The following is a 19,043-nucleotide window of genomic DNA, read 5'->3' as shown; positions in this document are numbered from 1 at the left end:
GGGTGAGTGGGTTGTGCCGGTACGAGGCACTTCGAGAGAGTGGCGCCACACAGCGTCCGCGGGGGGCCCGAACTGAACGTCACCGACACAGCCGACCGGAGATCCGGCGCGGCAAGAGGACATCAGGGCTTCTTCCATGAGACCGCGTTCTACGGATCCGACGGGGAGTTCCTGGAGATCGTCGTGCCGTTCCTCGCCGGCGGGCTGGAGGCGGGCGAGCCGGTGGTGTCGGTGTTCTCCCGGCACAATCAGGCGCTGGTGCGCGACGCGTTCGGCAGCGGCAGCGGGATCCGGTTCGTCGACGGGGACCTGCACTACGCCCGGCCCGCCTCGGCGATCCACCGGAACCGGCGGATGATGGCCGACTACGTCGCGGCCGGGGCCGGGCAGATCCGGATCGCCGGTGATGTCCCGCATCCGGGAGTGGGGGTGCCTTGGGACTGGTGGGCCCGCTACGAGGCCGCGGTCAACCGGCTCTACGGCGACTTCCCGCTCTGGGGCCTCTGCCCGTACGACCTGCGCCACCTCTCCGACGAGGTGTTCGACCAGGTGCGCAGCACGCACCCGTTCATCGCGACCGGCAGTGGGCACTTCGCCAATCCCGGGTACGTCGAACCGGACGAGTTCCTCACCGGCCGCAACTCCGCCTGGCGTGACGAACTCGAGGACGGCGCGCCGCTGGCCGAGTTCACCGATCCGCTGCCCGGGCAGGTCCGGGAGGCGCTGATCGCCGCGGGGCGCACGACCGAACTGTCCGAGACCGACATCCGGGGCGTGGTGCTCGGCGCGTCGGAGGCGGTGACCAATGCCATCAAGCACGGGCTGCCGCCGGTGGGCGTACGGATCTGGCGCTCTCCACATCGCATCGTGGTGACCGTGACCGACAGCGGACCGGGCTGGCGCGACCCGTACGCCGGGCTGTTGCCGGCGCTCAGCGGCCCGGCCGGCGGCGGGCTGGGACTGTGGCTGGCGCACCAGATGTGCAACTACGTCACTTTCGAACGTGGCCGGGAAGGTTTCACGATTCGGCTGATCGCCGGACGAGCCGAGCCGTGATTACCGCAAGAATGTTGCTCAGGGGGTGACCGCATGCTCGCCATCCAGCCAGGTGACCACATCAGCGCGACCTTCGCGTCACCGTCGCAGTTCTGCGGCACGACCATCACCTTCGCCGAACAGGCCATCGCCGCGTCCGCCCTCGTCATGATCTTTCCCGGCGATCCGGACCGGGACGAGCTCGGCGCCTTCCAGCAGCACCTGAGTGACCGGAGCCCGGTGATCGCTGCGGCGGCAGCGGGCGGCCAGGTGCAGGTCGGCGACAGCCGGCAGGTGCAGCTGGCGCCCGGCCGGTTCGACGTGGACCATCTGCGCCGGACGTACGCGGCCGCCACCGAGCAGGCGGTGGCGGCCGGCTTCCCCGGGCTGTGGGTCAGCGTGGACATGAGCTGGGCGGCCGCGGCCGACCCGCAGGCGCTCACCAGTTTCGAGGCCGAGACGGCCGGCCTGTTCACCGGCCGGGAACTCACCGCCGTCTGCCAGTACGACACCCGGGTGTTCCCGCACGAGCAGGTCGTCGCGGCGTGCCAGGCCCATCCCGCGGCCCTCGACAACGAGTCGCCGCTGCGCCATCAACGTGTCGACGACGGGCGTACGCTGCGGCTCTCCGGCGAGGTCGACCTGTCCAACTCGGCGGCCTTCACAGCGCTGGCACGCTCCCTGCGCCCCGGCGACACCCTGGACATCACCGAGATGACCTTCCTGGACGCCCGGGCCCTGGCCACCATCGTCCGCGGCGAGGCCGAGATCCCCGGCCTGACCATCCGGGCCGGTGCGGCGCAGGCCCACCTGCTCGAGCTGGTCCGCATCGGCGCCGCCTCCTTCCCCACCGCCGAGTTCCAGAGCAGCCCAGGCGGACATCTCCCTTCCCACACCGCGAGGTCGCAACTCACTGGGTGATCTTCACAAACCGGCGTCAGCTCGCGGGGACCCGCAGGGCCGTGTGCCGGGACCGGTGCGAGATCCGCCATCGGGTCGGCGCGGGGACGCGCTGGGCCGGCACGATCGACTTCTGCGTCGGGTGCCAGTTGACCCGCCAGCCCGGATAGAGGACCGCGGCCAGATAGGCGGCGCCGCAGATCCACAGTGCGGTGGACAGGCCCGCGGAGGCCAGCAGGCCGGCGCCGAACAGGCCGCCGACCGGGATGCCGGCCCAGGCCAGCGCGGTGATCAGGGTCAGCACCCGGCCGCGCAGGACCGACGGGGTCGACTCGATCTGCAGGGCCTCCAGCAGCGGGTTGAAGACGCCGGAGCCGAGGCCGGCCACCGCCCACACCGCGACGACGGCCTCCGGTGGCCAGCCGAGCGCGAGCACGAGGATGCGGGTCGGTCCGCTGATCACCACCGCGATCAGGTAGGTGGTCCGGCGGGGCAGGCGGGTGCCGAGCCAGGCGGTGAGCAGGGCGGTGCCGACGGCGGTGGCGCCGGCCGCGCTCAGGGCGATGCCGACGACCGCCGGGCTGTGGCCGCCGGTGCGGGCCCAGACCGGCAGCAGGATGCTGATCAGCGCCTGGTCGAGCAGGTTCGTCACCAGGAACATCGCGGCGAGGGCGCGCAGCGACGGGTTACGGCCGAGGTACCTTGCTCCGTCGCGCAGGCGGGTGGCGTACCGATCGGTCACCTGGTGACGGGCCGGCGCGGGCGTGGCCACCGCGAGCGTCGCGATCGCCGCCGCGGCGCCGAGGAAGGCGGCCGAGACCCACAGTGCCGGCGCGCCGCCGACGATGGCGATGAGCCATCCGGCGAGCGCCGGGCCGAAGGCGGTGGAGGCCCGTTCCAGCGCGGTGGCAAAGCCGGCGCCCCGGGTGATCGGCTGCCCGGCCGCGGTCGCGGCGGCCGGGATCAGCAGCCGTTTCGCCGCGGTGGCTGGGCCGTCCGCGGCGCCGACCCCGGCCAGCACGATCGCAATCAGCCAGATCGGCGCGGCCGGCAGGAAGGCCAGCACGGTGAGCAGCGCGGCCGCGGTCAGATCGCCGGCGACGCTGATCCGGCGCGGTCCGATGCGGTCGAGCAGCGGTCCGGACAGCCACTGCATGAGCGCGTACGGCGCGGTCTGGCACAACACCACCACCCCGGCCTGCACGGCGGCCTGGCGCACGTCGTCGGTGGCGGTCAGCAGCAGCCACGGTACGGCGACGGTCAGCACCCGGTTGGCGGAAAGGGTGCACGCCTGCGCGGTCAGCACTCCGACGAGGGGATGTCGCGCGAGGGTCACCATGGCGGTTCCCAGCATGCTCCAGGTTCGCGGCGGCCGCTGTGCCCGGATGCCTGCGGGCACAGCGGCGGATCAGATGCGTGACGGTTCACATCGAGGTTCAACGATCCACACGGTTTCACGTTTCGGGTTCGGCGCGGGCAACCTCAGCCGAGCAGGCCGTGCCGCAGAGCGTGCACCACCGCGCTGGTGCGGTCCTTCACCCCGAGCTTGAACAGCACGCTCGACACATGATTCTTCACCGTGCCCTCGGCCAGGAACAATGCCGCGGCGATCTCCCGGTTGGCATACCCACCGGCGAGCAGGCGCAGCACGGCGAGCTCCCGGTCGGTCAGCGCCGGCGCAGCTGTCGCTTGCGGTTGCACATCATTGCGTACGGCTCGAAGCACCCGTTCCGTGATGGCCGGCTGGACCAGCGTCCCGCCCGCGGCGAGGGTGCGGACCGCAGTCAGCAGTTGCTCGAGCGTCACGTCCTTGAGCAGGTACCCGGCCGCGCCGGCCTGCACCGCGCGCAGCACCAGCTCGTCGTCGTCGAAAGTGGTCAGCACCAGCACCGGGACCCGGATGCCGCGTTCCTTGAGCGCCCGCAGCGCCCAGATGCCGTCGTGCCGGGGCATCCGCAGGTCGAGCAGCACCACATCGGGCGGGTCGGCCTCGATCACGGTGAGCGCCGCGGCCCCGTCGTCGGCCTCGGCGGTGACCTCGACGTCGCCGGCCAGGTCGAGCAGGCTGCGGATGCCCTGCCGGACCAGGGTCTGGTCGTCGACCACGCACACCCGGATCACGGCGCGGGCACCTCGGCGACCACGCGGAACCCGCTGTGCCCCTCGAAACGGGCCTGGCCACCGAGCTCGCGGACCCGTTCGGCGATCCCGGTCAGCCCGTTGCCCATCACCACCCGGCCGGTGCCCGGCCCGTCGTCGCGGGCCTCGAACACGATGCCGCCGTCGTCGCCCGTACGGATGTCGATCCACACCTGCTCGGCGTGCGCGTGCCGGATCGCGTTGGTGACCACCTCCTGGACACAGCGGATCAGCACCGCCGTGCGTGCCTCGTCGGCGTGCACCCGGTCGTCGATGCGCAGGGTGACCTGCGGCGCGGGCAGGTCGGCGACGATCCGGTCCAGGGTGGCGCGCAGGTCCGGCGCGCGGTGCCGCAGCTCGCCGACCGTGCCGCGGACCTCGGACAGCAGTTCCCGGGCCATCCGCCGGGCCCGGGCGACGTGCTCGGCCGGTTCCGGTTTGTGGCTGGCGACCTCGAGCTCCAGGGCGAGGACGGTCAGCTGATGCCCGAGGGCGTCGTGCAGTTCGCGGGCGATGCGCAGCCGCTCGTCGGCGCGCGACGACTCGGCCAGCAGGGCGTGCGCGGCCCGCAGTTCGGTGTGCGCGGCCGCCAGCCGACGCGCGTTCTCCTGGGCACGGACCGTCGCGACGACGCCGACCGTGGAGGCGAGCTGCAGCAACAGGTAGAGGGCGCCGGTGGCAGTGATCGCTCCCAGGCTCGCCCCGGTCAGGGCGGTGGCCACCGCGATGACCGCGGTGTTGCCGACGATCACGGCCACGGTCGCCGGCCAGCGCACCACGTAAACGCTCAGCGCGGCCGTGTAGATCAGCAGGATGGCGGTCCAGCCGGCCCGGGGCGCGGTCAGTGCCAGCACCGGGCCGAGGATCACCAGCACTCCGAAGCCGGCCTTGACGATCCGCGGGCCGAGCTGGTCCGACCACCAGGTGCAGACCGTCTGGGCGAGCACGTAGCCGGCGAAACCCGCCCACCACCACGGGGCCGGCACCGAGGTCAGCTCGCCGCCGCGCGCCTGCACCACGAGGAACGGCAGGCCGACCGACACACAGATCGCCGACCCGTACACCGCGCCCCACAGGTCGGGATCCCACCGCCTCATCCGCCCAGCGTAGGCCGCCGGGGCCGGGCCGCGCCCGTGCCGATGGTCATGGGTGCCGGCCGTGACCGCCGGCACGCGCGCCGGCCCGCGCGGCGCACCTAGCGTCGGTGCATGGCAGCGATAGAGGTCACCGGCCTGCACAAGCGATTCCGGCGTACGGTCGCCCTGGACGGCGTCGACTTCGCCGTCGAACCCGGCGAGATCTTCGGCCTGCTCGGCCGCAACGGCGCCGGCAAATCCACCGCGGTCGCGGCGATCGCCGGACTGATCAAGCCCGACCGCGGCAGCGTACGCGTCCTCGGCCTCGACCCGATCGCCCAGCGCGCCGACGTGCGGCGGGTGCTCGGCGTCCAGCTTCAGGATGCCGCTCTGCACGGCGCGCTGACCGTACGCGAACTGATCCGTCTGCACCGCGGCCTGCACGGCGACGGCCTGGACCCGGACGCCCTGATCGAGTCGCTCGGCCTCGGCCATCGGGCCGGCGCCCGGTTCGAGCAGCTCTCCGGCGGCGAGGCCCAGCGGGTGTCGATCGCCGCCGCGCTGGTCGGGCGGCCCCGGGTGGCGGTCCTCGACGAGCTGACCACCGGCCTGGACCCGGAAGCCCGCCGCGACGTGTGGCGCATCGTCACCGACCTGCGCGACGACGGTGTCACCGTGCTGCTGGTCAGCCACGCCATGGAAGAGGTGGAACGCCTCTGCGACCGGGTCGCCCTGCTCGACCACGGGAAACTGCTCGCCCTGGACAGCCCGGCCGGGCTGATCGCCCTGACCGGGCGGACCGGCCTCGACGAGGCGTTCCTCGCTCTGACCGGAGGTGCCCGATGACCCGATGGAGACTGCTGCTCGGCGCCGAACTGCGCGTCGTCTCCCGCGACACCGCCGGCCTGATCATCCCGATCGCGCTGCCGCTGCTGGTGCTCGTCGGTAACGCCCTCAACATGCCCGCCGAGGTGCTGGCCCGGTTCGTGCTGCCGCTGGTGCTGACCATCGTCATCGCCACCATCGGCATGGTGAACACCCCGAGCATCCTGGCCACCTATCGCAAGACCGGGGTGCTGCGCCGCCTCGCCGTCACCCCGGTACGCCCGGCCACTGTCCTGGCCGCGCACCTGAGCGCCGGCACGATGCAGGTCTTCACCGGCGTACTGATCGCTGTCGCCGTCGCGATCGCCGGTTTCGGCGCCGACCCGCCGGCCGACCTGCTCGCCACCCTGGCGGTCCTGCTGCTCACCACGGTCGCCATGTTCGCGGCCGGCCTGCTCGTGGCCGCGGTCTCCCCCACGATCAACGCCGCGCTGGCCATCGGCCTGGTGCTGTTCTTCGGCTTCGGCGCCCTCGGCGGCATGTTCGGGCCGACCAGCAGCCTGCCGGGCGGGCTCGCCACCACCGGCGAGGCCCTCCCGTTCGGCGCGGCCGTGCAGGCGATCACCGCCGCCTGGACCGGAGCATCCCCGGCCTGGGGCGCCATCGCCGCGCTGGCAGGCTGCACTGTGGTGTGCGGCTTCGTCGCGATCCGCTTCTTCCGCTGGTCCTGAGAGATCAGCTTTGTGGTCAAGGCCCGGTGAACCGCGCCGGGCCGCGTTTTCGGGCGCCTTCTCGCATCCGGCTGCGTGCGGAGGCTGCCTCGCGGCGGTTCTGAGAGCCATAGTGCACAGCCGGGGGGCCGTGTGACCCCGTGCCCGGATCGCGCGGGAACGGTGGAACGGGCACGTTTCGGCGGGACAAAGGTCGCGCGTACCAGAGAAGCACCGGAACCGCCGAGCCCAACCTTGACCACCGGAGCCCTCCAGATCACCCCCGGCTGACCGTCAGCGTCGCTTCCCGGCTCCGGAAGGAGCACCGGCGGTCAGCCGGACAAGCTCGGCTGACGCCCAGCGTCGTCTCCCGCCCGCGCAAGCAACAGTGCTGGTCAGCCGCGGGGTGGCGCGGCGCCGTGGGAGCGGACCTGACGCCGGCTTGCGGTGCCGGCGGTCAGCGATCGGTGAGGGTACGGAAGAACATCGTCACGTCGGCTGCGAACAGGTCCGGGACCTCCAAGGCCGCGAAGTGGCCGCCGCGCGGGAATTCGGTCCAGTGGCGGAGGTCGTAACGCTGGGCGACCAGCGGCCGGATCGCCTGGGTGAGGTCGCCGGGCAGGACGGCCACGCCGAGCGGCGCACGGCAGGCGGGCAGCGGCCCGGCCAGGCCGCTCTCCTTGATCAGGCGGGCGGCGGACCCGGCGGTACGCATCAGCCAGTGATGGGCGACCCCCGCCACGATCCGGTCGTCGGGCACCGGTGTCGCCGGGTCGGCCCAGCGGTCGAACTTCTCGCCGAGGAAGGCGAGCAGCCCGGCCCGCGGGTGGGCAAGTACTTGACGTGCACGCCGACCACCGCGTCCGGCGCGACGACGGCGAGCTGCTGGGAGATGCCGGAGCCCCAGTCGCCGCCCTGCGCGCCGTACCGGTGGTAGCCGAGGCGGGACATCAGTTCGGCCCACGCCGAGGCGACCCGGCCGACACCCCAGCCGGGCCGGGTCGTCGGGCCGGACAGCCCGAAGCCGGGGATGGCGGGGACGACGACGTGGAAGTGCTCGGCGAGCCGGTGCACGACGTCGAGGAATTCCACCGTGGAGCCGGGCCAGCCGTGGGTGAGGATCACCGGCAGGGCGTCCGGGTCGGGGTGGCGCAGGTGCAGGAAGTGGACCCGGTCGCCGCCGATCTCGGTGACGTACTGCGGCAGGGCGTTGAGCTCGGCCTCGTGGGCCCGCCAGTCGAACTTCGCCCAATGGTCGGCGAGGGCCCGGACCCGGGCCAGCGGGATGCCGTGGTCCGCGCCGGGCAGCTCGTCGGGCCAGCGGGTGCGGGCGAGCCGGTCGGTGAGGTCGTCGAGGTCGGCCTGCGGGACGCGGAGCGAAAATTCGTTCATGTGGCTAACGTTAGTTTTCCTAACGTTAGGAGCGCAAATTACTTCGGTGTAGTTCGGCGGGGCCCCGTGACCTTGAGCCGGAACCCGGGTAGGCAGGATGGGTGAGCGACGCACTGCCCGAGATCACGCCGATGCTGGCCGCCGCCGGCCCGCTGCCGCCCGGCAGCGGCTGGGCGTACGAGTACAAGTACGACGGTATCCGCGCAGTGACCTACGTGCAGGACGGCCGGGTCCGGGCGATGACCCGCAACGGCAACGACGTGACCAGCCACTACCCGGAGCTGCAGGAGCTCGCCGGCCTGTTGCCCGGCCGGCAGGCCGTCCTGGACGGCGAGATCGTCGCGCTGGAGCCCGGTGACCGGCCGTCGTTCGCCCGGCTCGCCAACCGCATCCACGTCGCCGTGCCGACCGCCGCCCTGCTGCAGACCATCCCGGTCCGCTACTACGTGTTCGACGTGCTCCACCTGGACGACCGGTCACTGCTCGACGAGCCGTACGAGAAGCGCCGCAAACAGCTGACCGCTCTGGGCCTCGACTCCGGCAGTGTCCGCACCCCGCCGGACATCGTCGGCACCGATGGCGCGGCGGCCCTGCGCGCGGCGGAGACCGCCGGGCTCGAGGGCGTGGTGGCGAAACGGCTCGGCTCGCCGTACCGGCCGGGGAAGCGATCGGCGGACTGGACGAAGGTGCCGCTCATCCGTACCCAAGAGGTGTTGATCATCGGTTGGAAGCCCGGCGAAGGCCGGCGCCGCGGCCTGCTCGGCTCGCTGCTGCTCGCCACCTATGACCAGACCGGCCGGCTGGGCTTCGCCGGGCATGTCGGCACCGGCTTCACCGACTCGGCGCTGCGGCTGCTCGCCGACCAGCTCGGCCCGCTGGCCCGCAGCACTCCCCCGGTGCCGGACGTGCCGCGGCAGTTCACCCGGCACGCCCGCTGGGTCGAACCGACGATGGTCGGCGAGGTCGCCTTCCGCAACTGGACTCCGGACGGACGCCTGCGGCACCCGTCCTGGCGTGGGTTGCGCACGGACCGCCGGCCCGCCGAGGCCCAGCGACCGAACGCCGAGGTCGTGGGCGCGATGGCGACGCCGGACGGGCAGTGGCGGGTCGAGGTGGTCTCCCGCAGCGGCGTCGAGCTGTTCCGGCTGATGAACGGCGACAACGTGGTGGAGGCGCTGGATCTCGAAGCGCTGGAGAAGCTGCTGGCCAGCCGGGGCGTCACGATGGGAATGCTGGACCCGGTCGATCCGGCGGCCTGAAGCCGATCTTCGCGGCACCAGCGGCATCACCGGCGCGGGCCAGCGCCACCGCGACGTCGGCACCCACCCACCCCATCGCCTTCGCGTCCGGCGCGATCGCCACGGTGAACGCGAGCAGCTGCCAGTCACCGGTGTCCGCGGCGAACGTCGAGAGCCGGCTGCCCACCCACCGAGGGAACGAGAGTGGCGCCTCGATGAGTGCGTCGGGCACGAGCCGCATCTCGTCGGCGCCGAACACCTCGTACGGGAGCCAGACCGCATAGCGGTACGCCACGGCGAGCATCCGGCTGAACAGGTCCGGATCCCGGCTGGCGATGCGGGTGTGGGGCGCCATGGTGAGCAGGGCTTTCAGCGTGGCGAGGTCGGTGCGGCCGGCAGCCGCCTCAGCGAACAGCGGATCGGCGGCCGTGTGGTCGCCGTCGTCCACCCGTGCCCAGGCGAGCCCGGCGTCGGCGAGCGTCCGCGAGATCTGCATGCGGTCGCGCATCCGGGGCACGTCCGTCCCGGCGAGTTCGGCGCGGATCGCGGCGTCGCCGAGCCGGTGGACCAGCCGCACCGCCTCGACGCCGACCGCGCGCAGCTCCTGCCCGATGACGTGGTCCCCGGTGAGCACGTCGAGCACCGCTCGCAGCCGCGCCGGGGTCACCTCCGCCGGCCGGTCCACGAACCGGCGCAGAATCTGCACGGCGAGCGGCGCCGGACCGTACCCGGCGTAACGACAGTCGGGCACCTGCGCGAGATCCGTCAGCGCGTCGTCGACCCGGTCGAGCGCCAGCAGCAGACTGATCCAGCGACACCGGTAGAGGACCTGGTCGTCGCGCTGCCGGCTGACCTTCGGGCACTTGCGGTAGGCGGCGACCAGCGCCTTGGCCCGCGCAGCCGGGAGGTCCGGCGCGGCGAGGCGGAGCAGGGCTTGTTGCCGCGCGTCGGCTCCCAGAGTGACGGCCAGGGCGAAGGCCTCGTCGAACCGGCCGGCCTCGGCGAACGCGGCGACCAGAGGGCCACAGGCCTCGTCGGGGACCGTGCCGCAGCGCCGGAGGATCTCGTCGAGGCCGAGCGGGCCGAGGAGCGCCGTCGCGAAGGCGAGGTGCCGCCGGTCGTCGCCGGCCAGCAGACCGGCCAGATGGTCGAGGTAGGACGGCTCGTCACGGTGCGCCTCCGCGAGAGCCGAGACCACGACACCGACCCGGTACGGATCCACCCACATCCCCGCCGGCACCGGCTCCAGCACCTTCCGCAGCGCGGCGTCCTCCAGATCCCGGTCGCCGTCGGCCAGGCGGACGACCGTCGCCGCGACGCCACGGTGCGGGTACCCGATCACACACTCGCTGTCGAGCATCGCGAGGGCGAGCGCACGACGTCGCTCGCCCGACCGGATCCGTGTCGCCGCCTCGTCGAACCCGCCCGGCGGCTCCGACATGCGCAGCAGTCCCCGCAGCTCCGTGACGGCCCACTCCTCCAGCCCGCCGTCGAGCAGCGCGTTGATCCACCGGATCGGCTCCACATACCTCAGCCCGATGTCGGGTTCGGGCCCACCGACCCGGGCGAACGCGGCGTGAACCGCCCCAACAAGATCGACGTCGGCCTTGATCTGGGATCGCACGCGCCGACTCTAGATCATTCGGGGTTTCGGCGAGCCGCCTCCGCGCGGGCCTCCGCAACGATCCGGTCCGCCTCGGACCGCGCCTCGGCGACCGTGTCGGCGGCCTGCTCCTCGGCGAGCTTCAGGATGTCCTCGACCCGGGATCCGAGGTTGAGCACAGGCCGCTCCTTCACCCTCGCGTCCGCGATGAGGTCGCGCGGGCGAGAGCGGGCGGCGGCGAGCAGGGCCAGGCCCAGAACCACAGCGGCGTACGCCGGAAGCATCGCCGATTCCCCGACCTGGACGCCCAGGATCATGCCGCCGCCGGCGCCGAGCAGAACCAGTCCCCACCGCATCATGCCGGCATGCTACTGACCGCTGTCGATCAGCAGTGCAGCGGTGAGGATGGCGGCGGTTCGCTGCTGCCACTGCTCCGGCGTCCATCCGCAGACCTCGGTGAACTGCAGATATGTCTCGACTCCGTTGAGGGTGAAGGCGATATCGCGGGCCTGGTCGACGTCCAGCCCCGGCCGCAGGGCGTCGCGGTCGGCGAGCAACTGCGCCAGAAAACCATGCGCGGTACGGGTCTCCTGCTGGTTGGTCTCCCACTGGGCAGCGAGTTCCGGGTCGGTGCCGATGGCGCCCCGCATCACCCGCATCAGCGGCGCCACCCGGTGCAGGATCTCGCGGCCACCGGCCACCCACAGCTCGATGATCCGCCGCGGATCGGTCTCCTGCTGGATCTGCCGGGCCCAGGGCCGGTCCATCAGGGGCACCGGTTCGTCGTCACCGACCGCCGCCACGTCCATCACGTGTTTGAGCAGCGTGCGCTTGTTCCCGAAGTGGAAGTACACCGTCTGCACGGCGACTCCGGACTGCTCGGCCACCTGGTCGAGCAGCGTCGCACCGTACCCCCGGGCGACGAACTGCTCGGCGGCCGCCGCGACGATGCGCCGCCGGGTGGCGCGGGCCTGCTCGGCCCGGGTGAGCCGGCCGCCCGGCGGCGTGTCGGGTTTCGGCGCTCGCTTGACACGTTCCGTCATTCACTAGAGCCTACTCTAGTCAGTTACTAGAGGCGCTTCTAGCGAAAGGTGTTTCCGATGCCCGACCTGTCCGGCGTCCATCACGTCAAGCTGCCGGTCGCCGACCTGGATCGCAGCCGCGACTGGTACACGTCCGTGCTCGGGCTGAGCGTGGACATCGAGTTCACCGAGGACGGTGTCGTGAAGGGCGTGGCGCTCAGCGACTCCGGCAACACGGTGGCCCTGGCGCTGCGTCACGATCCGGCACGCGCCAAGACCCTGTCCGGCTTCGACCCACTCGCCCTGGCGGTCCCGACCCGCGACGCCGTTCAGGCCTGGCGCCGCCGGCTCGACGAGCTAGGCCAGCCGCACAGCGGCGTGGTGACCGGCCACCGGGGCGGTTCCGTCCTGGTCGGCCTGCACGACCCCGACGGCATCGAAATCCGCCTGTACGCAGATTGAGGAGACCGAAATGCACACCGATTCCGGCGGTCACGGCGACGCCCTGGTGCTGATCCACGGCGGCGGGCTCGCCGACTGGTTCATGCCGCTGGCGGCCGACCCGGCCCTGAGCCACCACCGCGTGGTCCGCGTGGTGCGCGACGGTTACACCGATGCACCCGCACCCCGAGGACTCACCGTCAGCGACCATGCCGAGCGCACCGCCGCACTGATTCACCAGCTCGGCGCCGCGCCCGCCCACGTGGTGGCGCATTCGTCCGGCAGCACCATCGCACTACAGCTCGCCATCGACCATCCGGAGCTGGTCCGCACGCTCACGCTCTGCGAGCCACCCCTGGTGGAGACCCTCGCCGACCCGGCCGACCACGCGATGCTCCGCGCCGCGTTCGGCGCCCTCCCCCTGGACCGCGACATCGCGACCGCGTTCGACGCGTTCATGACCCTGGTGTGCGGGCCCGACTATCGGCGCGTGTTGATCGACGTGCTCGGCGCCGACCTGGTCGAGAACACGGCGAGCCAGAACCGGTACTTCCTCGCCGAGGAGATGCCCGCCGTCGGCGCGTGGACCTTCGATCCGGCGGCCCTCACCCACCGGCACCCACCGGTGCTGCTCGTCCAGGGCGGTGGCAGCCCGCCACCGGTCCACCGCCTGATCGCCCACCTCGCCGGCCTGATCCCCGGCTCCACCATCGCCACCGTCTCCGGCGCCGGCCACCTGATGCCGTTGACCGCACCGGCCGAACTGGCCCGGCTGATCGACGACTTCTGCCGGCGGCAGGCGGTCAGCGCCGCGGCTCGGTAACGCCGGCCCGGCACACCCGGTCGACGACCTCGCGCAGCACGGCCGGCACGTCGAGATCGACGACCACCCGGTGTGGCCCGTCGTCCCGCCGCTCCAGAGTGGTGACGCCGTCGGAGTCCACCCGGATCCGGCCCGGCACGACGGTGAACAACTCGGGCCGGATCGCTGCCAGCACGGCGATCGCGTCGTGCGGGCTGTCCGGCCGCCCGAGCCACTCCCTGAACTGGTGAATCTCCGCGGCCAGCAGCTCGCCCAGCGGGCCGGACGCCCGGACCGCCGCGATCGAGTCCTCGTCCAGGACGATGCGCTCGGTCTGGTCGATCCCGGTGACGAGCGCCGGCACCTCCGCGTCGAAGACGGCCTGCGCAGCCGCGACGTCGCATTGGATGTTGTGTTCGGGCTTGCCCGAGGCGAAGTCGCCACCCATGACGATCAACTGTTCGATGTGGTGCGGCCCGGCCACCGCCTCGGCCACATTGGTCAGCGGCCCGATCGCGGCGACGGCCCGGCCCGCGCGCACCAGGGCGGTCGCGTCCAGGGTCTCGTCGACCGGCTCAGCGGCCAGGTCCGGCATCAGGGCCCCTTCGTGGCCGGCCCACCAGACCGGCCGGCCGGAGTGCGCCTGCCGCGCTCCGGCCGCGATCGGCGGGACCGGCCGGCCCGCGAGCCGGTACGCCCGGCGCACCATCCGCGCCCGCAGGACGGTGTCGCCATACACCGTGGCGACCGCGTGCAGATCGCACTCGGGTGAGCCGAACAGCAGGGCAAGGGCAAGCAGATCATCGACGTCGCTGCCGATGTCCGTGTCCAGGACGATCTTCACCGGGTCACCGCTCATTGCGGCGACAATGCCGGGATGAGCCTGGTACGTCAACCCGCGCACCGCCGAGCCGGGATCGCCGCAGTCGTGCTCACCTACGCGCTGCTGGCAGCCCTGTGCCGCCCGCTGACCTGGCCGGCTCTCGCCGCCGTGCTGCTCGCCGGCGTGCCGCTGTTCTGCATCGGCGTGTTCCGCCGCCCGCGCCGCGCCGAGCCGGCCGGCGCCCGCTCGGCAGCCGTCTGGCTCGGCGTGACCGGCGTGGCCGTGGCCTTCGAGCTCACCGTCTGGCTGGGACCGGACGACGCCGCACACCCCACCTTGAGCACACTGGCCGACCCGCTGTTCAGCACGTATCCCGGCCGGGTCCTCGGCTACCTGCTCTGGGCCGGCGCCGGCCTGTGGCTGGTGAGCCGATGACCCCGCGTGCCGCCATCATCGCCGGTTTCGCCGCGATCCTCGCCCTGGTGATCGCCACCGACCGGTACGCCCGCCGCGCCGGATCCGGCATCCGCCCGCTGCCGGCCACCCTGACCGCGGCGCTACGCTCCCGCCTCGCGCGAGTCGTCATCCTCAGCGCGTGGCTCTGGCTCGGCTGGCACTTCCTGGCCCGATAGCCCGGGTCAGCCCGGCTACGTCAGCCGCCTCGAAAGCCCCCGCCGCTAACGTGGCCAGTCGGAGTTGCGGTGCTTGGGCTGGTGGTCGGCGAGCATCGTGCGCACCGACGCCACCGCCACGGTCAGGGCCTCGTTCAGCCCGTCGCAGGTCCGGCAGTTGTCGCCGTTGCATTCCAGGCGATGATCGTACGCAATCCGGGTCAGGATCGCGTCCAGGCGGGCGCACGCGTACGTGTCCCGCTCGCCTGGCCGGTAGCTGGCCAGCAGGCCGGCGTAACGGCCGATGTCCGGCTCGTTGACCGCATAGAGGCGGGCTGCGCCCTCGATCTGGGCCAAGGCTTGCCTGGCCTCGTCTTCCACGCTCATCTGGCTTTCCCCCCGGAGGCCGTTGGACGTGAGGGCGTTGACCATACCGCGACAGCGATCAGACCGTATGGTCCGGACATCCGCTGTGCACTGTCCAGTCGGGTAACGGACAGGTTTACATGTTCTCGGCGGCAGCCCTGATCGCCTCCCGTATCCGGAAATAGGTGCCACATCGGCAGATGTTGCGCAGGCTGTCCAGGTCGGCGTCGCTGATCTCCCGGCCCTCGGCGGCGACCCGCCTGACCAGATCCACGGCCGCCATGATCTGGCCGGGCTGGCAGTATCCGCACTGGACGACGTCGTGATCGAGCCACGCCTGCTGCATCGGGTGCAGGTCCCGCCCGACCGTGGCGGCCAGCCCTTCGATGGTGACGACCTCGTCGGCCGGGCCGAGGTCGCGCACCGGGATGGCGCACGGGTTGACCGCCCGGCCGTTGAGGTGGCTGGTGCACGCCTTGCACACGTTGATGCCGCAGCCGTACTTCGGCCCGGTGATGCCGAGGATGTCCCGCAGCACCCAGAGCAGGCGTACGTCGTCGGCGACCTCGACGGTCACCTGTTCACCGTTGACCCGGAAGGTTTGCTCAGGCACGCAGGCCTCCATCGGTGGGGGAAGCGGGAATCGGCGGGATCGTCGGCTTCGGGGTGAACGAGAGCGTCCCGTGGTTGATCGGGAACCGGGTGGGCATCGCGCCGGTGGCCCGCCCGTACGCGCAGGCGACCGCCGCCATCGACGCGGCGACCCCCAGCTCGCCCGCTCCGCCGGGCTGTTCCGAGCTGCTCGGCATGACGATGATCTGCAGCTCGGGCGGGGTGTTCCACTGCCGGGTGTAGAAGTAGTTGTCCCAGCTGGCCTCCAGGAAGTACCCGTTGCGCAGGTGCAGGCTGGAGGTGAGGGCGAGCGCGATACCGTCCATGATGCCGCCCATCATCTGGGCCTCCAGGCCGCGCGGGTTCACCGCCAGACCGACGTCGACGGCGAAGACCGCCTTGGTGACGCGCGGGCCGGCCACCCCGTCGCGGATCGGGCGGTTGACCGTCGCCGGCCGGCAGTCGATCTCGACGAGGCAGGCGCTGACCGCCTTGTACTCGCCGTGGAACGCGATGCCCTGTGCGGTGCCGGCCGGCATCGACCGGCCCCAGCCGCCCACCTCGGCGACCTTCTCCAGCACCGCGCGGGACCGTTCGTCGCGCAGGAAGTCGCGGCGGAACCGGTACGGATCCTTACCCATCCGGGCGGCGACCTGGTCGACGATGAGCTCGCGGGCGCAGGTGGTGTCGGGTGAGTAGACGTTGCGCATACTGCCGGTGTTGAAGCCCTTGCCGGTCTCGCTGAGCAGCCGGCTGTGCGCGCCGAAGTGGTAGGGCGAGGTGTGGCTGAACTGGAAGAACGTCTGCGCGAAGGCGGCGTCGCCGATCGGCAGTTTCGCGGCCATGGCGGTGAACAGCTCACCCAGTCCGTGGCCGAGGTCGGTGGTGACGCTGGTGTGGCGTAGTTCGTACCCGAGCACGAGGTTGCCGGCGTAGGCGATGCGTACCCGGGAGGTGGCCATCGGGTGGGTGCGCCCCTGGCGCGCGTCGTCGGCGCGGTGCCACATCAGCTTGACCGGCTTGCCGACCTTCTGCGACACCTCGGCGGCTTCCAGCGCGGCGTCGAAGAACAGCTTGCGCCCGAACGACCCGCCGCCCTCGGTGACGTGCACGGTGACCCGGCTCGGCAGCATGCCGAGGCGGGCGGCGATGGCCTGTTTGGCGACGATCGGTGACTTCAGCCCCGACCAGATCTCGGCGCGGTCGGCGCGGACGTCGGCGATCGCGCAGTTGGGTTCGACCGCGCTGTTGCCGCGGAAGTAGAAGGTGAACTTTCCCTCCACCACCGGGGTCAGCGGGCGCGGCCCGAGCGGCAGTTCGGCGGCGGCCAGTTCCTTCAGCACGGTGTCGTCGGATTTGCCGTCGACCGGGCCCGGTCGCCAGTTGACCTTCAGCGCGCGGACCGCGTCGATGCACTGGCCGAAGGTCTCGGCCCGCACGGCCACCCCGGTGGAGATGGTCACCACGTCGGTGACGCCGGGCATCGCGCGTACCTCGGCGGTGTTGACCACCGAGCCGACCTTGCCGTTGATGGTCGGCGGCCGGCACACCATGGTCGGTTTCGCGCCGGGAACGTCGAGGTCCATCGCGAACTTCTTGCGGCCGGTCACCGCGTCGAGCGCGTCGATGCGGCTGTGCGGTCTACCGATGACGGTGAAGCTCTCCCTGGGGGCGAGCTCCACCGGCACCGCCTGGGTCTTCGCGCTGGCCGCCCGGCCGGCCAGCGCGCCGATGCCGATCTTGCGGCCGGCAGCGTCGGTGACCATGCCGTCGGCCAGCCGCAGGTCGGCGGCCGCTGCGCCGAACTCGGCGGCGGCCGCCGTCAGCAGACGCTGGCGGGCGACCGCGGCCGCGACCCGGATCGGGGTGTACGTCGAGATGGTCGTGTTCGACGCGCCGGTCAACTGGTTGAACAGCAGCTCCGGCCGGGCGTCGGCCAGCGTGACGCGGACCCGGTTGACGGCCACGCCCAGCTCCTCGGCGATCAGCATGGCCGACGACGTCGTGATGCCCTGGCCCACCTCGGCCCTGGGCAGGGCGAACGACACGGTCCCGTCCGGGTTGACCTCCACCGAGATCAACCCGGACGTCGGCAGCGCGGCCGCGGTCATGATGTCGTTGAGATCCAGCAGCTCGGTCAGGTCGGCCGCGGCCGCCGGGTCGCCTTCGAACAGGTCGGCGGCGGTCACCAGAACCGGGGCGGCCAGCACGTATCCGACGAAACGGCGCCTGTTCATTCGGGCCTGTTGACGGTCGGAATCTCGATCTTCGTTTCTCTGCCCTTCGTCAGGTAGAAGAGGATGTACTGCCGGGCGGCCTCGTCGATCACCCAGGCGACCTCGGGCACCAGCGGCAGCGGGATCACTCCCTCGCGGAAGCGGACCAGCGCCGGCCACGCGGTGGCGATCAGCGGACCCCACACCGGCTCGCGTTTGATGCCGTCCCAGTCGGCGACCTGGTCCCCGACCAGGTAGCGGGCCAGGGCGTTGACCAGTGGCCGGCTGATGCTGCCCGGGCTGGTCTGCTCGGCGAGCTGGCCGAGCAGGATGTCGGTGAGCTCCACGCCCTCGCGGGTCGGGCCCATGTTGGGCGGCAGCACCTGGTCGGACTGGGCGTTGGCGGCCGCCCAGGTGGCCGGGATGTACTCGTCGCGGATGCCGAGCAGGTGCGCGGTCACCTGCCAGACGTGCAGGTACGCCTGCGAGTCGGCCGCGCTGATCGGCACCTTCCACTCCCGCATCTTGCGCATCGCGTACGTCGGCAGGGTGTGCCAGGTGACCAGCATGTCCTCCTGGCTGATCGGCGGCCCCCACTTCCAGTGCGGCGACTGCGGCAGCAGGTGGCGCACCGCGGCGTGCACCAGCCGGGTCTTGACCGCGTTCACGATGCAGTCGCCGTCCGGCCGGTACGCGTTGAGCGCCCCGACCGCGAACCCGAGGAGGCTGGTCTTGGCGACCCGGTCCTCCATGTCGGCGCCGCCCTTGGAGTAGTAGACCGCCCACGCCTCCTTGGGGATCGCGGTGCTGAGCATGCCGCCGCCGACCCCGTTGAGCAGGTTGAGGTAGAGGCCGCGGGACTTGTTGAAGGTGGCCGCCCGCTCGAGCTTGGCCCGGTCCGCCCAGGACGGCAGCTGGCGGGCCTTCTCGATGAAGTCGTGCAGGTAACCGGGCAGTCCGGCGGGCAGCGGCTGGTCGTTGCGGATCCAGTCCCACAGCAGCCGGTTGACCTCGGGCACCGCGCCGCTGTCGAGCAGCTGGGCGGAGACCGGGTCGGCCTCGGCGTCGAACACCTGTCGCGGGTCGGCGCCGGTGCCGTCGCCGGCGATCGAGCCGGACGGCGACCAGGTCCACGGCGACACCTCCCGGGAGAAGGCCGGGGTGGGCATCCCGAACGCGCCGAACGCCCCCAGCGCGCCGCCGGTCAGCAGCATCTTGCGCCTGCTCATCTC

At 72.0% G+C, this 19,043-nt stretch carries 22 protein-coding genes; 9 read left to right on the top strand and 13 right to left on the bottom strand.

Annotation, left to right across the window (positions count from 1 at the left end):
* The first annotated feature begins 39 nt into the window (after positions 1 to 39).
* Both OHA21_RS10380 and OHA21_RS10375 read left to right on the top strand, forming a co-directional pair.
* Positions 40 to 1,056: an anti-sigma factor RsbA family regulatory protein gene (locus OHA21_RS10380; protein ID WP_328472624.1), complete on the top strand. Its 1,017-nt coding sequence runs from the start codon at positions 40 to 42 to the stop codon at positions 1,054 to 1,056.
* A gap of 33 nt (positions 1,057 to 1,089) precedes the next feature.
* Entirely contained in the window at positions 1,090 to 1,956 is an 867-nt protein-coding gene (locus OHA21_RS10375; protein ID WP_328472622.1) for an MEDS domain-containing protein, read from the top strand.
* Between the two features lie 16 nt (positions 1,957 to 1,972).
* Here OHA21_RS10375 and OHA21_RS10370 read toward each other — a convergent pair whose 3' ends face one another.
* The 3 genes from OHA21_RS10370 to OHA21_RS10360 all read right to left on the bottom strand — a co-directional run bounded on the left by OHA21_RS10370 (position 1,973) and on the right by OHA21_RS10360 (position 5,171).
* Entirely contained in the window at positions 1,973 to 3,274 is a 1,302-nt protein-coding gene (locus OHA21_RS10370) for an MFS transporter (RefSeq protein ID WP_328472620.1), read from the bottom strand.
* Positions 3,275 to 3,417: 143 nt separating this feature from the next.
* Complete coding sequence (locus OHA21_RS10365) at positions 3,418 to 4,056, bottom strand: response regulator transcription factor (RefSeq protein ID WP_328472618.1); 639 nt, start codon at positions 4,054 to 4,056, stop codon at positions 3,418 to 3,420.
* A complete protein-coding gene (locus OHA21_RS10360) occupies positions 4,053 to 5,171 on the bottom strand; it encodes a sensor histidine kinase (protein ID WP_328472616.1) in 1,119 nt (372 codons plus the stop codon). Before OHA21_RS10360 ends, OHA21_RS10365 begins: the two co-directional genes overlap by 4 nt.
* 111 nt (positions 5,172 to 5,282) lie before the next feature.
* On the opposite strand from OHA21_RS10360, the gene OHA21_RS10355 reads away from it, so the two are divergent.
* Both OHA21_RS10355 and OHA21_RS10350 read left to right on the top strand, forming a co-directional pair.
* Positions 5,283 to 5,996, top strand: a complete 714-nt coding sequence (locus OHA21_RS10355) for an ABC transporter ATP-binding protein (protein ID WP_328472614.1) — start codon at positions 5,283 to 5,285, stop codon at positions 5,994 to 5,996.
* The gene (locus OHA21_RS10350) at positions 5,993 to 6,706 is read left to right on the top strand and encodes an ABC transporter permease (protein WP_328472612.1); all 714 of its coding nucleotides are present in this window, start codon (positions 5,993 to 5,995) and stop codon (positions 6,704 to 6,706) included. Before OHA21_RS10355 ends, OHA21_RS10350 begins: the two co-directional genes overlap by 4 nt.
* Before the next feature lie 436 nt (positions 6,707 to 7,142).
* Here the strand turns inward: OHA21_RS10350 and OHA21_RS10345 are convergent, their stop codons facing one another.
* The gene (locus OHA21_RS10345) at positions 7,143 to 7,400 is read right to left on the bottom strand and encodes a hypothetical protein (protein WP_328472610.1); all 258 of its coding nucleotides are present in this window, start codon (positions 7,398 to 7,400) and stop codon (positions 7,143 to 7,145) included.
* Complete coding sequence (locus OHA21_RS10340) at positions 7,400 to 8,077, bottom strand: epoxide hydrolase family protein (RefSeq protein WP_328472608.1); 678 nt, start codon at positions 8,075 to 8,077, stop codon at positions 7,400 to 7,402. The genes OHA21_RS10345 and OHA21_RS10340 overlap by 1 nt, the downstream gene beginning before the upstream one ends.
* Before the next feature lie 101 nt (positions 8,078 to 8,178).
* Between OHA21_RS10340 and ligD the strand changes: the two genes are divergently transcribed.
* Entirely contained in the window at positions 8,179 to 9,336 is a 1,158-nt protein-coding gene (gene ligD, locus OHA21_RS10335; protein ID WP_328472606.1) for a non-homologous end-joining DNA ligase, read from the top strand.
* Here the strand turns inward: ligD and OHA21_RS10330 are convergent.
* From OHA21_RS10330 to OHA21_RS10320, 3 genes are read right to left on the bottom strand one after another with little or no spacing between them, the layout of a single operon-like run.
* A complete protein-coding gene (locus tag OHA21_RS10330; RefSeq protein WP_328472604.1) occupies positions 9,296 to 10,939 on the bottom strand; it encodes a hypothetical protein in 1,644 nt (547 codons plus the stop codon). The genes ligD and OHA21_RS10330 overlap by 41 nt on opposite strands.
* Positions 10,940 to 10,953: 14 nt before the next feature.
* Positions 10,954 to 11,277, bottom strand: coding sequence for a hypothetical protein (locus OHA21_RS10325; RefSeq protein ID WP_328472602.1), 324 nt, complete (start codon positions 11,275 to 11,277; stop codon positions 10,954 to 10,956).
* A 9-nt stretch (positions 11,278 to 11,286) separates the two neighbouring features.
* Positions 11,287 to 11,961, bottom strand: a complete 675-nt coding sequence (locus OHA21_RS10320; RefSeq protein ID WP_328472600.1) for a TetR/AcrR family transcriptional regulator — start codon at positions 11,959 to 11,961, stop codon at positions 11,287 to 11,289.
* Between the two features lie 57 nt (positions 11,962 to 12,018).
* Here OHA21_RS10320 and OHA21_RS10315 point away from each other — a divergent pair, with 57 nt between their 5' ends.
* On the top strand, positions 12,019 to 12,402 hold the full coding sequence (locus OHA21_RS10315; protein WP_328472598.1) for a VOC family protein: 384 nt from the start codon (positions 12,019 to 12,021) through the stop codon (positions 12,400 to 12,402).
* A 10-nt stretch (positions 12,403 to 12,412) separates the two neighbouring features.
* Complete coding sequence (locus OHA21_RS10310) at positions 12,413 to 13,204, top strand: alpha/beta fold hydrolase (protein WP_328472596.1); 792 nt, start codon at positions 12,413 to 12,415, stop codon at positions 13,202 to 13,204.
* Here the strand turns inward: OHA21_RS10310 and OHA21_RS10305 are convergent.
* Positions 13,185 to 14,042 carry a nucleoside hydrolase gene (locus tag OHA21_RS10305; RefSeq protein ID WP_328472594.1) on the bottom strand — a complete coding sequence of 286 codons (858 nt, stop codon included), beginning with the start codon at positions 14,040 to 14,042 and terminating at the stop codon, positions 13,185 to 13,187. The genes OHA21_RS10310 and OHA21_RS10305 overlap by 20 nt on opposite strands.
* Positions 14,043 to 14,060: 18 nt before the next feature.
* Between OHA21_RS10305 and OHA21_RS10300 the strand changes: the two genes are divergently transcribed.
* Positions 14,061 to 14,441, top strand: a complete 381-nt coding sequence (locus OHA21_RS10300; protein ID WP_328472592.1) for a hypothetical protein — start codon at positions 14,061 to 14,063, stop codon at positions 14,439 to 14,441.
* Entirely contained in the window at positions 14,438 to 14,638 is a 201-nt protein-coding gene (locus OHA21_RS10295; RefSeq protein WP_328472590.1) for a DUF6186 family protein, read from the top strand. The genes OHA21_RS10300 and OHA21_RS10295 overlap by 4 nt, the downstream gene beginning before the upstream one ends.
* Before the next feature lie 45 nt (positions 14,639 to 14,683).
* Here the strand turns inward: OHA21_RS10295 and OHA21_RS10290 are convergent, their stop codons facing one another.
* The 4 genes from OHA21_RS10290 to OHA21_RS10275 form a co-directional block, all read right to left on the bottom strand.
* Complete coding sequence (locus OHA21_RS10290; RefSeq protein ID WP_328472588.1) at positions 14,684 to 15,004, bottom strand: hypothetical protein; 321 nt, start codon at positions 15,002 to 15,004, stop codon at positions 14,684 to 14,686.
* Positions 15,005 to 15,119: 115 nt separating this feature from the next.
* The gene (locus OHA21_RS10285) at positions 15,120 to 15,596 is read right to left on the bottom strand and encodes a (2Fe-2S)-binding protein (RefSeq protein ID WP_328472586.1); all 477 of its coding nucleotides are present in this window, start codon (positions 15,594 to 15,596) and stop codon (positions 15,120 to 15,122) included.
* Positions 15,589 to 17,832: a molybdopterin cofactor-binding domain-containing protein gene (locus tag OHA21_RS10280; RefSeq protein ID WP_328472584.1), complete on the bottom strand. Its 2,244-nt coding sequence runs from the start codon at positions 17,830 to 17,832 to the stop codon at positions 15,589 to 15,591. The genes OHA21_RS10285 and OHA21_RS10280 overlap by 8 nt, the downstream gene beginning before the upstream one ends.
* Complete coding sequence (locus tag OHA21_RS10275) at positions 17,829 to 19,040, bottom strand: oxygenase MpaB family protein (protein WP_328472582.1); 1,212 nt, start codon at positions 19,038 to 19,040, stop codon at positions 17,829 to 17,831. Before OHA21_RS10275 ends, OHA21_RS10280 begins: the two co-directional genes overlap by 4 nt.
* Positions 19,041 to 19,043: the final 3 nt, after the last annotated feature.

The sequence above is a fragment of the Actinoplanes sp. NBC_00393 genome, assembly GCF_036053395.1.
Taxonomy (GTDB): Bacteria; Actinomycetota; Actinomycetes; order Mycobacteriales; family Micromonosporaceae; genus Actinoplanes.
Note: the sequence above shows the minus strand (reverse complement) of the source record. Positions and strands in the feature narration are given on the sequence as shown.